Source organism: Arenimonas aestuarii, from assembly GCF_054781715.1.
On the sequence record NZ_BAAGTW010000005.1, the window covers coordinates 38,962 to 53,639 of the forward strand.

Sequence of the window (14,678 nt, forward strand, 5' to 3'; positions counted from 1 at the left end):
CCCGATGCCCCGGAGGCAGGGTACTCCCATCCGGAGCCCTCGGGCGGGGGTACGCCGCGGTCAGGTCCGGGCGGGGTTGGGCACCCGGAACCACGCCGCATAAAGCGCCGGCAGGAACAGCAGCGTCAGCGCCGTGGCGACGATCAGGCCGCCCATGATGGCGACGGCCATCGGGCCGAAGAAGACGCTGCGCGAGAGCGGGATCATCGCCAGCACCGCCGCCAGGGCCGTCAGCACGATCGGACGGAAGCGACGCACGGTGGCGTCCACCACGGCCTGCGCGGGCGGGTGCCCGGCCGCGATGTCCTGCTCGATCTGGTCCACCAGGATGATCGAGTTGCGCATGATCATGCCGCTGAGCGCGATCGTACCCAACATCGCCACGAAGCCGAACGGCACCCGGAACACCAGCAGGAACAGCACCACGCCGATCAGCCCCAGCGGCGCCGTCAGCACCACCATCAGGGTGCGCGGGAAGCTGCGCAGCTGGATCATCAGCAGGGTCACCACCACGCCGATGAACAGCGGCACGCCCGCCGCCACGGAGCGCGAACCGCGGCCGGAGTCTTCGACCGTGCCGCCGGTTTCGAGCAGGTAACCCGGCGGCAGCGCGGCGCGGATGCCTTCGAGCCGCGGCAGGATCTCGGCGGTCACCGACGGCGGCGTCACCTCGCCGTAGACATCGGCGCGCACGGTCACCGTCGGCAGGCGGTTGCGGTGCCAGATGATGCCGTCCTCGAAGCCATGCTCGAGCGTCGCGATCTGCGACAGCGGCACCGGCTGGCCGCTGCTGGTGGGCACCGACAGGCTGCCGAGCAGGGACAGGCGTTCGCGTTCTTCGGCCGGGCCGCGCAGCAGGATCTCGATCTGCTCATTGCCCTCGCGATAGGTGCTGACCGAGGTACCGGACAGCGAGCCGCGCAGGAAGGCGGCGACGTGGGCCGAACTCACCCCCAGCACGCGCGCGCGCTCCTGGTCGATTTCCAGGCGCACGACCTTGCTCGGTTCGTCCCAGTCGAGGTTGACGTTGGTGACGTGCGGGTTTTCGCGCACCTTGCCCGCCACCTGCCGCGCCAGCTCGCGCACTTCATCGATGTGCTCGCCCGAGACCCGGAACTGGATGGGGAAACCGACGGGCGGCCCGTTCTCCAGGCGCGAGACGCGTGCCTGGACATCGGAGAACTCTTGCTCGAACAGCCCGATCAGCCAGGCCCGGACCTGCTCGCGCGCCTCGATGTCCGGCGCCAGGATCACGAACTGGGCGAAATTGGCCTGCGGCAGCTTCTGGTCCAGCGGCAGGTAGAAACGCGGCGTGCCGCTGCCGACGTAGGCCACGTAGCTCTCGATGTCCTCGCGCGTGGCCAGGGCTTTTTCGAGGCGCTGGGCGACCACCTCGGTGTGGCGCAGCGAACTGCCTTCGGCAAGCTCCAGGTCGACCATCAGTTCGAGCCGGGTCGAGTCCGGGAAGAACTGCTGGGGCACGAAGCGGAACATCGCCAGCGAGACCACGAAGGCCGCCGCCGTCACCGCGATCACCAGCCAGCGGTGCTGTACGCACCAGACCACCCAGCTGCGGAAGCGGCGGTAGAAGCGGGTGTCGTAGGGGTCGTGGCCATTGCCGTGGCCGGCATGGCCGGCGGCGGCGGGCTTGGGCTCGGGCAGCAGCTTGTAGCCCAGGTAGGGAATGAACACCACCGCCGCGATCCACGACAGCAGCAGCGCGATCGTCACCACCTGGAAGATCGAACGCGTGTACTCGCCGGTGCTCGAGGCCGCCGTGGCGATGGGCAGGAAGCCCGCCGCCGTGACCAGCGTGCCGGTGAGCATCGGGAAGGCCGTGGATTTCCACATGAAGGCTGCCGCGCGCACGCGGCCATAGCCCTGCTCCATCTTCACCGCCATCATCTCGACCGCGATGATGGCGTCGTCCACCAGCAGGCCCAGCGCCAGCACGAGTGCGCCAAGCGAAATCTTGTGCAGGCCGATGTCGAAATAGTTCATCGCCGCGAAGGTCATCGCCAGCACCAGCGGGATCGACAGCGCCACCACCAGGCCGGTGCGGAAACCCAGCGAGAAGAAGCTCACCAGCAGCACGATCACCACCGCTTCGGTCAGCACCCGGACGAATTCGGCCACGCCGCTGCGCACCGCCGCCGGCTGGTCGGACACCTTGCGCAGGGTCATGCCCACCGGCAGGGTTTCCTGCAGGCGTGCGAATTCGGCGTCCAGCACATCGCCCAGGCGCAGGATGTCGCCACCCTGGCGCATGGCCACCGCGATGCCGATGGCGTTGTCGCCCATGAAACGCATGCGCGGCGCTGCAGGATCAGTGAAACCCCGGTGCACGTCGGCGACGTCGCCCAGGCGGAAACTCCGGTCACCGACGCGGATCGGGAAGTTGCGGATCTGCTCCACGCTGTCGAAGCGCCCGGACACCCGCAGCTGCACGCGGTCGGTCGGGGTTTCGAAGAAGCTGGCCGGCGCCACCGCGTTCTGTTCGTCGATGGCGCGCTGCACCTGGTCCAGCGGCAGGCCGAGCGTGGCGAGCTTGGTGTTCGACAGCTCGATCCAGATCTTCTCGTCCTGCAGGCCGAGCAGTTCGATCTTGCCCACGTCCGGCAACCGGTGCAGCACCAGTTCGATGCGCTCGGCGTAGTCCTTCATGGTGGCGTAGTCGAAACCGTCGCCGGACAGCGCGTAGATGTTGCCGAAGGTATCGCCGAACTCGTCGTTGAAATACGGCCCGACCACGCCCTGGGGCAGGGTGTGGCGCACGTCGCCCACCTTCTTGCGCACGTCGTACCACAGCGCCGGCAGCTCGCTGGAACGCAGCGAATCCTTGGACATGAGCATCACCAGCGACTCGCCGGCGCGCGAATACGAGCGCACGAATTCGTAGCGCCCGGTTTCCATCACCTCCTTTTCGATCTTGTCGGTGACCTGCTTGGCCATTTCCTCGGCGGTGGCGCCGGGCCAGAAGGTGCGCACCACCATGATCTTGAAGGTGAAGGGTGGGTCCTCGGACTGGCCCAGGCCCTGGTAGCTGGCTACGCCCAGGAAGGCCAGCACCAGCATCGCGTACAGCACCAGGGCCCGGTTCTTCAGGGCCCACTCGGAAAGATTGAAGTGGCCGTCCATGCGCCGGCCTCAGCGCGCGTCGGCGACGGGCGCGGGCGGCGCCAGGTCCACCGGCCGGTTCTGGTCGTCGATCGGCGTGATGCGCTGGCCTTCCAGCAGCAGGTGCACGCCGGCCGCCACCACCCAGTCGCCGGCCGCCAGGCCCTTGAGCACCGGCACCCGGTCCTCGCCGTAGGCACCCAGCACCACCGGCCGCAGGTGCACGCTCGCCTCCCGGGGATCGACGGCCCACACGGCCGCCTCGCCGTTCTTTTCATGCACCGCCGACAGCGGCACGGTCACCACCGGCTGGTCGCCGCCGTTGGCGTAGACGCGGGCGCTCTGGCCCAGGTCCACCGGCGTGTCGCCCGGCTCGAAGCCAACCCGCGCCGCGAAGGTGCGCGCCTGCGGATCGGCCGAGGGTGAAATTTCGCGCAGCGAGCCCGGGAAGCGTTCGCCGGGCCGTGACCAAAGCTCCACCGCCAGCGGCCGGCCGACGCTGAAATCACGGGCATCGCGTTCGGGCACGCTGATCGCCACTTCGCGCTCGCCGTCCTCGGCCAGCACGAACACCGTCTGCCCGGCCGCCACCACCTGGCCGGCCTCGGCCAGGCGCTGGGCGATGACGCCGGAGGCCGGCGCCCGCAGAACGGCGTATCCGGCCTGGTTTACCGATACGTTCGCCTGGGCGCGCGCCTGGCGTACCCGTGCCTGAGCGGCTTCGTGCTGTGACACCCGGGCGTCGTAAAGCGACCGGCTGACCAGCTGCTGGTCCACCAGGTCGCGGTAGCGTTCGAGCTCGGAGGTGGCCAGGGCCAGGTCGGCTTCGGCCGACGACAGCTGCGCCTGCGCGGCGTCGCGCTGCAGGCCGACGTCGGACGCGTCGAGTTCGGCCAGCGGCTGGTTCTTCTCCACCCGCGCGCCGACGTCGACGAAACGTTTGCTGATCTTGCCGCCGATGCGGAAGGCCAGCGCCGGTTCGTGGCGAGCCCGCACTTCGCCGGCGTAAGCCGTGGGCGCGGCGCCCTGGCTCGTGGCCTGCACTACCCAGGCGGGTCGGGCCGTTTCCTGGGTCGCGGCATCGTCGCCACAGCCGGCGAGCGCGGCCAGCAGGCCGGCGATCAAACCGGCGCGCAGGCCAGCCCTGGAAAGGGGATGTCGCGGGGTCACAGCAGTCATGGCGGCTTCAGCGGATTGATTGAACTGGGGGGATAGTAGCTTTACCATACTCACCAGTTCAATAATCCCCGGAACACTCCCCGCATGGTTGCCGCCACCCGCCCTGTCTCGCTCGGCCGTCCCAAGGACCCGGGCAAGCGCGCCGCCATCCTCGAAGCCGCCAAGGGCCTGTTCCTGGCCCGCGGCTACGAGGGCACGTCCATGGATTCGGTCGCCCAGGTCGCCAGCGTGTCCAAGCTGACCGTCTATAGCCATTTCCAGGACAAGGAAAGCCTGTTCGTCGAGGCGGTCAAGGCCAGCTGCGAGGACCTGTTGCCGGCCGACCTGTTCGTGGCCCGCTTCGAAGGCCCGATGCGGGGCCAGCTGCTGCGCATCGCGCGGGCGCTGTTCCGGCTCATCACTTCGGACGAGGCGATCGCCGTGCACCGGATCATGTCGCAGCAGCTGCCCGAGAACTCCACGCTGCCGCACCTGTTCTGGGAAGCCGGCCCCGAGCGCATCCAGGAGGCCTTCGCCGATTTCCTGCGCGCCGAGGTCGAAGCCGGCGAACTGCAGGTGCCCGACTGCACCCGGGCCGCTTCGCAGTTTTTCGCCCTGCTCAAGGGCGAACACCACGCCCGCCTGGTCTGCAGCTGCCCGACGCCGCTGGCTGGCCCGCAGCTTGAAAGCCACCTCGAAGCGACGGTGGACATGTTCCTGCGCGCCTACGGCCCCGGCCGTCGATGAACCATGAACGGCAGCCCGTCCGGCGTGAAGTCCCGGTGACCAATGGCACTACGGGGGCCGCGGCCCGGCCAGCATCCTTGCCGCCATGGGGTCGCGCTCCCGCAGCGTGTTCGCAGCCGGTATTCACTTTCCCAGTTTTCCCACCGTGTTCCGCCTTCCGCGGCCCCCGGCCGGGGCGTAGAATCAGCGCCCTTGTGATTCAAGGATTTAGCCGTAATGACGATTGACTTCCAGCAGGCCCGATTCGCCATGGTCGAACAGCAGGTTCGGCCCTGGGAGGTGCTCGACCCGCGCGTGCTCGAGACCCTGATGAGCGTGCGCCGCGAGGACTTCGTGCCGCCGCGCCACCGCAAGCTGGCTTTCGCCGACCTGCCGCTGCCGCTCGAGCACGGCGAGGTCATGATGAAGCCGGTGGTCGAGGGCCGCATGCTGCAGGCCATGGCCATCACGCCCGGCGACGACGTGCTGGAAGTGGGCACCGGCTCGGGTTTCGTCACCGCCTGCCTGGCGGCGCTGTCGCGCGACGTCACCAGCATCGACCGCCATGCCGACTTCGTCGAGCGCACCCGTGCCCGCCTCGTGGCCGAAAGCATCACCAACGTTCGCGTGGAGACCGCCGACGTGTTCGCCTGGACCCCAGGCCGCCAGTTCGATGCCATCTGCATCACCGGCGCCGTGGCCAGCGACCCCGAGCGGTTCGGCGCCTGGCTCAAGCCCGGCGGCCGGCTCTTCGTCATCCACGGCCAGGCGCCGGTGCAGGAAGCCCTGCTGATCACCCGCCATGGCGACAGTTTCCACCGCGAAAGCCTGTTCGAAACCGACGTGCCCTACCTGCACGGCGCCGAGCCGGCCCCGCAGTTCACCCTTTGATACCAGGACCCTCCCCATGCGCCTGAGCCTTCGTCCCCTCGCTTCCGCCATCCTGCTTGCCGGCGCCGCCGGCAGTGTCTCGGCCGCGGATCTCATGGATGCCTTCCAGATGGCCCGCGAGTCCGATCCCGTGCTCGCCGCCGCCGAAGCCCAGCGTCTGGCCACCGGTGAAAACGTCGTCCAGGCACGCGCCCGCCTGCTGCCGCAGATCAGCGCCAGCGCCAGCCTCACCGACAGCCGCACCCGCGGCGTCGACGGCTATGGCCGCAACCGCAGCTACGGCGCCAGCCTCAGCCAGTCGCTCTACGACTACGGCAACTACACGTCGCTCAACGCCACCCGGCTGCGCGACGAACAGGCCTCCTTCCAGCTGCGCGCGCAGGCCGACAACCTGATCGTCCGGGTCGCCGACGCCTACTTCAACGTGCTCACCGCCATCGAAACGTTGGTGTCCTCGCGTGCCGAAGAGCGTTCGGTCAAACGCCAGCTCGACCAGGCCGAGAAGCGCCTGGAAGTGGGCCTGGCCCCGATCACCGACGTGCACGAAGCCCGCGCCCGCTACGACAGCGCCCGCGCCAACGCCATCGCCGCCGCCACCGCACTCGAGGACGCCCACGAGGCCCTGGCCGAAATCACCGGCGAGCGCCTGGACAACCTGCAGGGCCTCGAGGCCGGCTTCGTGCCCAAGAACTCCATCGAAGGCGACGCCGCCAAATGGGTGTCCATCGCCACCGAATCCAACCCCAACCTGCTGGCCGCCGAACTGGCCCTGGCGGCCGCCGAGCGTGACATCCGCACGGCGCGCTCCGGCCACCTGCCCACGCTGTCGGCCAGCGCCTCGATCGGCGACAACGCCGGCTGGCAGAACGAGTACCCGGGCGGCCCGAACACCTCCGGTGGCGGCAGCACGGTCGGCGTGACGCTGAGCGTGCCGCTGTACGCCGGCGGCGCCATCCAGTCCGGTGTGCGCCAGGCCGTGCATGGCCGCGACATCGCCGCCGAGCAGCTGGAACAGGAGCGCCGCGCCGTCGTGCGCTACACCCGCAACGCCCAGCGGTCGCTGGTGGCCGGCGAAGCCGAGGTCGAAGCGCGCCGCCTGTCGGTGGTGTCGGCCCAGGCCGCCTACGAGGCCAGCGAGGCCGGCCTGGAAGTCGGTACCCGCACCATCGTTGACGTGCTGATCGGCCAGCAGGCGCTGTTCCAGGCCCAGCGCGAGTACGCGCGTGCCCGCCACGCCTTCCTGGTCAATACCCTGCGCCTGCGCCAGGCCGCCGGCACCATCACCGTGGACGACCTGCAGGCGGTGAACAGCGTGTTGACCGCCGATGCCGAGGCGCCGCTGGTGATGCCGGCCGACGAAGACGGCGAATAAGCCTCCCCGCTAGTCCCTGGCGGTGCCGGCGCCGACGCTGCTGCGCTGGCCCGCCAGGACCTGGTCGGCCAGGTCCAGCGTACGTCCCACCGCCCCGCCCAGCGCGCTCACTTCCGCACAGGCCTTGGCACCCATCTCCCGGCAGCGCGCCGGATCCCTGAGCAGTTCGCCCACGGTGTCGGCCAGCGCCGCTGCGTCGCCCACCTGCACCAGGCCGCCGGCCTGGCCCAGGCGCCGGGTGATTTCGGCGAAATTGAAGGTATGCGGGCCGACCACGCTGGGCACGCCCAGCGCCGCGGGCTCGAGCACGTTGTGGCCACCCACCGGGCACAGGCTGCCGCCGACGAAGGCCAGGTCGGCCGCCGCGAAGAACCACAGCAGTTCGCCGATCGTGTCGATGATGAAGACCTGGGTCTTCGCCACCGGCAGGCGCTGGCCACGGCGCGTGCGTACGGCCAGGCCCGCTTCCTGGGCCAGGGCCGCGACCGGTCCGAAACGTTCGGGGTGGCGCGGAGCCCACAGCAGGAGGGCATCGGGATGCTGTTCGAGCAGTGCCAGGTGCGCGGCCAATACATCGGCCTCTTCCGGGCCGTGGGTGCTGGCGGCCATCCAGACCGGCCGATGCTCGCCCCAGCCTCGGCGCCACAGCAGGGCCTGCTCGTGCACGCCTTCGGGCGGGGGCGAGTCGTACTTGAGGTTGCCGGTGACGATGATTCGATCCCGGTCCGCGCCGATCTGGGCCAGGCGTTCGGCGTCCGCGCGCGACTGCGCCGCCACCAGGTCCACCGACTGCATGGCCAGCCGCGCCAGCGAACGCACCGGCAGGTAGCCACGCAGCGAGCGCTCGGACAGCCGCGCGTTGACCATCATCAGCGGGATGCCGCGGCGTTCGCATTCCACGTAAAGATTCAGCCAGATCTCGGTCTCCACGATCACCGCCAGCGCCGGCCGCGCGTGGTCGAGGAAACGACGCACCATGGCACGCAGGTCATAGGGCAGATAGACGTGGTGCACGCGGTCGCCCCAAAGCGCGCGCACGCGTTCGGACCCGGTGGGCGTGATGGTGGTGACCAGCAGCGGGCGGTCCGGGTGCCGCGCCAGGAGCCCGTCCACCAACGGCCGCGCCGCGATCACCTCGCCAACCGACACCGCGTGCACCCAGATGGCGTCGTGCAGGTCGAGTTTGCCCTCGAGCCAGCCATAACGCTCGGTCCACCTGCGCAGGTACTCGCGCTGGCGCATGCCGCGCCAGACCAGGTGGTAGAGCGTGATGGGGAACGCAAGGTGCAGGACCAGCGCGTAGAGGCCCAGCAGGACGCGCTGTCCGAAGGTTGGTTGCATGGCGCGCAGGATACCCCGGCTAGAATGTCCGCCGCATGGCCCTGCCCGAGTTTCCACCGCCGCCGTTGTCCCCCCGCACCTGGCCCACCTGGCTGGGGGTCGCCCTTGGCTGGACGGTGGCGCGCTGGCCGTGGTGGCTGCAGCGCCGGATCGGGCCGCTGCTGGGAAGGCTGATGCTGCACGTGCTGCCTTCGCGGCGGCGGGTGGCGGCCACCAACCTCGCGCTGTGTTTCCCGGAACTTGAGCCGGCCGCGCGTGAGCGGCTGCTGCGCGAGAATTTTTCTTCCCTCGGCCTGGGCCTGTTCGAATTCCTGCGCGCCTGGTGGGGACGGCTGGCCCCGGTGGACCGCGGTTATGAACTGACCGGCCTCGAACACCTGCATGCCGCCCAGGCCGGCGGCCGCGGCGTGATCCTGGTCTCGGCGCACTTCACCACGCTGGAGGTCTGCCTGCGCCTGCTCTGCCAGCAGGTCGCGCTGGGCGCCATGTACCGGCCACACGAACAGGCGGCGATGGAATGGGCAGTCAAGCGCGGGCGCCTGCGCCACGCCAGGGCGATGTTCGCCCGCGACGAGCTGCGGCCGGCGATCCGGCACCTGAAACAGGGCGGCGTGCTGTGGTTCGCGCCCGACCAGGAAACCCGCCGCGGCGACAGCGTGTTCGTGCCGTTTTTCGGGCAGCCGGCCTGGAGCCTCACCTCCACCCACCAGCTGGCTCGCCTGGGGGGTGCGCTGGTACTGCCGCTGTTCCACGAGCGCCTGGACGATGGCCGCTACCGCATCGAAATCCTGCCGCCGCTGGAAAACTTCCCCACCCGCGACGCCACCGCGGACACCGCCCGCATCATGGCCACGCTCGAAGGGCTGATCCGCCGCCGGCCCGAGCAGTACCTCTGGCTGCACCAGCGTTTCAAGCGCCAGCCCGACGGCAGCCGCCGCCGGTATTGATCAATACACGGGCCCCTCGCCGGGAGGCCGGGTCTTGAAGCGCCGGTGCGCCCACAGGTATTGCTCCGGGCACTCACGCACCACGGTTTCGAGTTCCCGCATGTAGCGCGCGGCGTCCTGCACCGGGTCGTCGGACGGCCAGCCCGGCCAGCCGGCTTCGATGCGGATGCGGTAGCGGCCGTCGGCGTCGCGCCGGTACCAGAACGGCAGCAGCACCGCGCGACCGCGGCGCACCAGTTCCGGCGTCGCCGTCAGGGTGGCGGCGGGCACGCCGAAGAACGGCACGAAGGCGTTCTGGTAAGTGAAGTTCTGGTCGGCCGAATACACCACCGGCTCCCCCGCCTGCAGGGCGCGGATCAGGCCGCGCACGTCCTTCTTGCCGATGCTCGGCCCGTACACCGCCGCGCGCGAACGTTCGAACCAGCGTTCCAGGCAGGCATTGTTGTGGCGGCGCACCACCACCCGCACCGGCCGGCCCAGCGCCTCGCCAAGCAAGCGCACCGCCAGCTCCGTGTGGGTGAAGTGGCCGCACATCAGCAGCACGCCCTGGCCACGCCCAAGCGCGCTGCGCAGGTGCTCCAGTCCTTCGATTTCGGCGAGGCCAGCCAGCGCGGCTGGGGGCGCGTGCCAGGCGCGCAGAAGTTCCAGTGCGCCCACGACGGTGTTCACCACGCTGGCATCGGCCAGGCGGCGCCGCGCCGCGGGATCCAGCGAGGGGAAACACAGGTCCACGTTGATGCGGGCGATGCGCCGGCGCGAACCCAGCGCCGGCCACAGCAGCCAGGCCAGGGCCCGGCCCAGCGCCAGTGCTAGGTGCTGCGGCAAGCGCCCGGCCAGCCACGCCACGGCCTGCAGCAGCGGCAGGAATAAACAGGGCATGGGGCGTCAGGCCCCGTCGGCGGCGTCGCCGCGTGGTTTGTCCGCCAGCAGGCTGCCGGCATAGAGCGCCGCCAACAGCAGCGTCAGCCCACCCCAGAAGGTCGAATAAAACGCCAGGTGGGTATTGAGCGGGAACACCGTCACCGCCAGCGCCAGGCCCGGGGCCCGCGCCCGGCGCCGCGCCTCGGGGCTGGCGAAGCGCCAGGCTCGCCAGGCCAACGCCGCGCCGCCCAGCCAGAAGAAGGCGCCGACCAGGCCGGTTTCGCTAAGCACTTCCAGCACGATCTGGTGGGCGTGGTATCCGGCGCCATGGTCGGGATCGTCGAGCCAGGGGTCGGCGTCATCGGCATAGTCCGCATAGGCGTCGCGGAAGCCGCGCACGCCGACGCCGTTCACCGGATGCGCGATGGCCATGTTGACGGCGGTACGCCAGATCGGCAATCGACCCGAGAGCGCATGGTCGACGCCTTCGGAGCTGCCGTCGAGCATGGCGCCCGTGCGCTGCACGCGCTCCTGCAGCTTGTCCGAGAAGGCCGTCGCCAGCACCAGCATCACCGCCGCCCCGGCCACCAGCGTCAGGATCGCGCGGCGGTTGCGGAACTGCAGCCAGGCACTGGCCAGCAGGGCCAGCGCCAGCGTGAGCCAGGATGCACGTGCGCCCGCCAGCAGCACCACGGCCACCAAGACCATGGCGACCAGCAGCCAGCCGCGCAGGCCGAAACGTTCGGCCGCGGCGATCAGCGGGAACGGCGCCAGGCTGGCCAGCACCAGGCCCAGCTTCAGGTTGCCGGCACCGAATACGCCGCTGAGCCGGTCGGCCGTGGCCGGACCACCGAGGCTCCAGCCGGTGGCGGCCTGCACCAGGGCGTCGAGCAGCCAGAAGCCACAGATGACGGCGATGCCGGTGAAGGTAAGCCGGCGCCCGCGATCATTGGCCACCGCGATGGCAACGAGCCAAAGGAAAGGCAGGTAGCGCAGGTCGAGCAGGGATTCACGCACCGCGCGCCGTGCGTTGTTCGCGTCGGGCGAGGACAGCAACTCGGGCAGCCAGTAGCTGAGGAACAATACCGTCGTGAGCGCCCAGGCCTCGTGGCTGAGCAGGGCCATGCCGCCGCGGAAGCGCTGCACCGCCAGCACCGCCAGCGCCGCCAGCGCACCCAGCGAAAGCACGGCTTCCGCCGGCCCGGGCAAGGGCCACAGGGCCACCGACGCCAGCACCCACCAGGGGGCCCAGCGCAGTCGGCTTTCAGTCGTGGACGAGGCCTGCATATGTCTCCAGCGTGGCCGACTGCATCGCGGCCAGGGTGTAGGGCATGGTAACCGGCATCGGTGGCGGCCCGGACAACATGGCGCGTGCGGTTTCAGCCAGCGCGGCGTGGTCGCGCCAGCGCACGGCGCCCGACGGGTACAGCGCGCGCAGCAGTTCACCGACGCCGCCGTGGTCCCAACCCAGCACTGGGCGGCCGACCGACAGCGCTTCGACGACGGTGCGGCCGAAGGCTTCGGGCTTGTTCGAAAGCTGCAGCACCAGGTCGGCGACGGCGTAAGCGTCGACCACGTCGTGGCGCGGCGGACTGATGACCAGTTGCCCGAACACGCCGCGTTCGCGGGCCAGGGATTCAAGTTCGGCGACGTAGGCCTCGCGGCCCGGCTCGCGGGTGCCCAGCAACCACAGGCGCGCGTCCTCGCCGGCCTCGCGCAGGCGGGCCAGCAGCGCGATGGCGTCGGCGTGGCCCTTCAGGCGGGTGCCGCGGCCGGGCATGAGCAGCAGGCGGCCGTCCTGCAGCGCCGGGAATTCCCTGGCAAAAGCGATGCGCCAGCTTTCCGGGGCCTGGTGGCCACGCGGGAACTGCGCCGGGTCGATGCCGCGCGGGATCACGCGAAGGCGGCTGGTATCGGTGTCCGGCCAGCATGCCAGCACGTGATCGCGCACGGTGTCGGAGACGCAGACCACGCGTTCGCCGCGACGCATGATGCCGCTGTAGCGGCCGGGCGAATTCAGCCCATGCACGGTCGTTACGAACCGGGGCTTCGGTGCCGGCACGCCGCGCAGGGCGAACCAGGCCAGCCAGGCCGGCAATCGCGAGCGCGCGTGCACGATGTCGGGCTGCAGGCGCGCCAGCTCGGCGCGAAGGCGACGCAGGGTGCCGGGCGCGGCCAGCAGCGACTTGCGGCCGACGGGAAGTTCGATGTGTTCGCTGCCGCTCGCCAGCAGCGATCCGACCAGGCGCCCGCCGGCGGAAATGACGATGCTGCGGTGCCCGGCCGCGACCAGCGCGGCGGCGATTTCGAGGGTGGACCGTTCAACGCCGCCGCTGTGCAGCGCCGGCAGTAGCTGGACGACGGTCAGGCGGCGCACGGCCGGGAAACCCGCCCGGGCCTCAGCCCTTGAGGACGAAGTGGGCGCCGCAGTACGGGCAGGTGGCTTCACCCGTGGCCTCGACCGGCAGGTAAACCCGCGGATGCGAGTTCCACAGCGCCATGGCCGGCGTCGGGCAGGACAGCGGCAGGTCGGCCAGCTGAACCTCGTAACGGCGTTCGGCGTTGGCCTGGCCGCGGGCAGTGGCGGTGTCGGTACGCGACATGGGGAAGGTCCTTCGGGGTCCGGGCTGCATTTTACATGCCCGGACCCCGGAAGCGTTTCAGCCGGCCTTCTGGGCCTCGACCGTGATCTCGATGCGCACGTCGTCGCTGACGGCCGGGGCATAGCCGCCGACGCCGAATTCGCTGCGCTTGATGTCGAAGCTGGCATCGAAGCCGGCGGCTGGCTTCTTGGTCATCGGGTGCTCGCCGACCTTGTTGATGGTGACGTCCATGACCACCGGCCGGGTGACGCCGTGGATGGTGAGGTCGCCGGCCACGGCCAGCTTGCCTTCGCCGGCGACGGTGACGCCGGTGCTGGTGAAGGTGGCCGTCGGGTACTGGGCGGCGTCGAAGAAGTCGGCGCTCGTGAGGTGCGCGTCGAGCTTTTCCACGCCGGTGCTGATGCTGTCCACCGGGATGGTGACCTTGACGCTGGACTGGGTCGGGTCGGCGGCGTCGAAGGCGAATTCGGACTCGACCTTGTCGAAGCGGCCGGTGATGTTCGAGAAGCCGAAGTGGCTGTAGGTGAACTCGACCTGGGTGTGGGTGGGGTCGATGCCGTAGGCATCGGCGGCCAGGGCCGGCAGGCTGGCCAGGGCGAGCAGGCCGGCCAGGGCAAAGTGATTGAGCTTCATGCGGGATCTCCAGGGGGTGGCAAGAGGTGGGTCAGCTTATTGGCCACGCCATCGCAACGCAGCCCTGCCATGTGAACGTATCGTTTCATTTCTGGCAGTGCCTGACCCCCCGGACCCACCTTGTCCCGTGAAGACAGGGAGAGACCCGGGCGCCCCCGTGCCCGCCTCCCCGACGCCCGTCCGGGCGCGGGACCACCAAGGAGACACTGCATGAAAGCTTGCATCCTGTTCCTGGCCCTGGCCAGCTCGCTGGCGACCTCGCCCGTCCTGGCCGACGACCGCTTCCGCTCGCCGGCCGTGGAAGACACCCGGGCCGCCGGCCGCGCCGCGATCAAGGCGGCCCGCCTGGCCGGTCCCGTCGCCCCCCTGGCCGCGCCCACCGCGGCCGAAGTGGGTGATGCCGACAGTTTCGGCCGCAACGTGCGCTGGCTGGGGCTGCTCTCGGGGTACGTCTACCTGCAGGCCGACTGCACGATCCCCGGCGAACCGCCCGACCCGCGCTGCATCGCGCTCAATCCGGAGCCGGACCTCACCAGTTTCGGCGCGCCCGACCTGGCGACGATCACCTTGCCCGGCAAGAGCACCCACTCGCTGCTGTGCCACTGGCAGACGCCGATCGCGTCGGTGGGCTTCGCCAACTTCACCGCGGCGCGCGAGCAGTACCGGTTCCAGGCGTATCCCGTATACCGGATCGAAAGCGAAGTGCTCGACGGACTCAGCGACCCCAACACCGGCACGCCCTACAACGGCGCCATCGAACTGCCGCTGGGCGCGATCAATGTTTCGGGGTCCATCGACCCGGGCGAATACAACGTCGAGCAGTTCACCTTCACCCGGATGTGCATTGGCGGCCTGGTCAGCAGGCGGTCGCTGGTCAATGCCTACGGCCTGACCGAAGCGCAGGCCAGGGACTTCTTCAAGAAGCCCATCACCATCACCCTGTCCATCCGCGGCAACGCACGCATGGTGGATGCCGCCAACATCAACTTCGGCACGCGCTTCGCCGGCGACTGACCCACCCGGCGGCAC

Annotated in this window: 13 protein-coding genes; 5 read left to right on the forward strand and 8 right to left on the reverse strand. The window is 70.0% G+C overall.

All coding sequences use genetic code 11. The annotated features are described in order from the left end of the window. Positions 1–60: 60 nt before the first annotated feature. Entirely contained in the window at positions 61–3,138 is a 3,078-nt protein-coding gene (locus tag ACYVJH_RS09045) for an efflux RND transporter permease subunit (RefSeq protein ID WP_460454325.1), read from the reverse strand. Positions 3,139–3,147: 9 nt separating this feature from the next. Next, complete coding sequence (locus tag ACYVJH_RS09050) at positions 3,148–4,296, reverse strand: efflux RND transporter periplasmic adaptor subunit (protein WP_460454326.1); 1,149 nt, start codon at positions 4,294–4,296, stop codon at positions 3,148–3,150. Between the two features lie 84 nt (positions 4,297–4,380). Between ACYVJH_RS09050 and ACYVJH_RS09055 the strand changes: the two genes are divergently transcribed. The 3 genes from ACYVJH_RS09055 (at position 4,381) to ACYVJH_RS09065 (ending at position 7,264) form a co-directional block, all read left to right on the forward strand. Continuing rightward, the gene (locus tag ACYVJH_RS09055; protein ID WP_460454327.1) at positions 4,381–5,022 is read left to right on the forward strand and encodes a TetR/AcrR family transcriptional regulator; all 642 of its coding nucleotides are present in this window, start codon (positions 4,381–4,383) and stop codon (positions 5,020–5,022) included. 216 nt (positions 5,023–5,238) lie between these two features. Then, complete coding sequence (locus ACYVJH_RS09060; RefSeq protein ID WP_460454328.1) at positions 5,239–5,892, forward strand: protein-L-isoaspartate O-methyltransferase family protein; 654 nt, start codon at positions 5,239–5,241, stop codon at positions 5,890–5,892. 16 nt (positions 5,893–5,908) lie between these two features. Then, positions 5,909–7,264: a TolC family outer membrane protein gene (locus ACYVJH_RS09065; protein WP_460454329.1), complete on the forward strand. Its 1,356-nt coding sequence runs from the start codon at positions 5,909–5,911 to the stop codon at positions 7,262–7,264. A 9-nt stretch (positions 7,265–7,273) separates the two neighbouring features. On the opposite strand, the gene waaA is transcribed toward ACYVJH_RS09065, so the two are convergent. Next, entirely contained in the window at positions 7,274–8,605 is a 1,332-nt protein-coding gene (gene waaA, locus ACYVJH_RS09070) for a lipid IV(A) 3-deoxy-D-manno-octulosonic acid transferase (protein ID WP_460454330.1), read from the reverse strand. 35 nt (positions 8,606–8,640) lie between these two features. Between waaA and lpxL the strand changes: the two genes are divergently transcribed. Then, positions 8,641–9,552, forward strand: coding sequence for an LpxL/LpxP family Kdo(2)-lipid IV(A) lauroyl/palmitoleoyl acyltransferase (gene lpxL, locus ACYVJH_RS09075; RefSeq protein WP_460454331.1), 912 nt, complete (start codon positions 8,641–8,643; stop codon positions 9,550–9,552). On the opposite strand, the gene ACYVJH_RS09080 is transcribed toward lpxL, so the two are convergent. From ACYVJH_RS09080 to ACYVJH_RS09100, 5 genes are read right to left on the reverse strand one after another with little or no spacing between them, the layout of a single operon-like run. Further along, entirely contained in the window at positions 9,553–10,431 is an 879-nt protein-coding gene (locus ACYVJH_RS09080; protein ID WP_460454332.1) for a lysophospholipid acyltransferase family protein, read from the reverse strand. A 6-nt stretch (positions 10,432–10,437) separates the two neighbouring features. Further along, positions 10,438–11,700 carry an O-antigen ligase family protein gene (locus ACYVJH_RS09085; protein WP_460454333.1) on the reverse strand — a complete coding sequence of 421 codons (1,263 nt, stop codon included), beginning with the start codon at positions 11,698–11,700 and terminating at the stop codon, positions 10,438–10,440. After that, on the reverse strand, positions 11,678–12,790 hold the full coding sequence (locus ACYVJH_RS09090; RefSeq protein ID WP_460454334.1) for a glycosyltransferase: 1,113 nt from the start codon (positions 12,788–12,790) through the stop codon (positions 11,678–11,680). Before ACYVJH_RS09090 ends, ACYVJH_RS09085 begins: the two co-directional genes overlap by 23 nt. 22 nt (positions 12,791–12,812) lie before the next feature. After that, positions 12,813–13,016 carry a zinc-finger domain-containing protein gene (locus ACYVJH_RS09095; RefSeq protein WP_460454335.1) on the reverse strand — a complete coding sequence of 68 codons (204 nt, stop codon included), beginning with the start codon at positions 13,014–13,016 and terminating at the stop codon, positions 12,813–12,815. A gap of 57 nt (positions 13,017–13,073) precedes the next feature. Continuing rightward, complete coding sequence (locus ACYVJH_RS09100; RefSeq protein WP_460454336.1) at positions 13,074–13,649, reverse strand: YceI family protein; 576 nt, start codon at positions 13,647–13,649, stop codon at positions 13,074–13,076. 210 nt (positions 13,650–13,859) lie between these two features. Between ACYVJH_RS09100 and ACYVJH_RS09105 the strand changes: the two genes are divergently transcribed. Beyond that, positions 13,860–14,663, forward strand: coding sequence for a hypothetical protein (locus ACYVJH_RS09105; RefSeq protein WP_460454337.1), 804 nt, complete (start codon positions 13,860–13,862; stop codon positions 14,661–14,663). Positions 14,664–14,678: the final 15 nt, after the last annotated feature.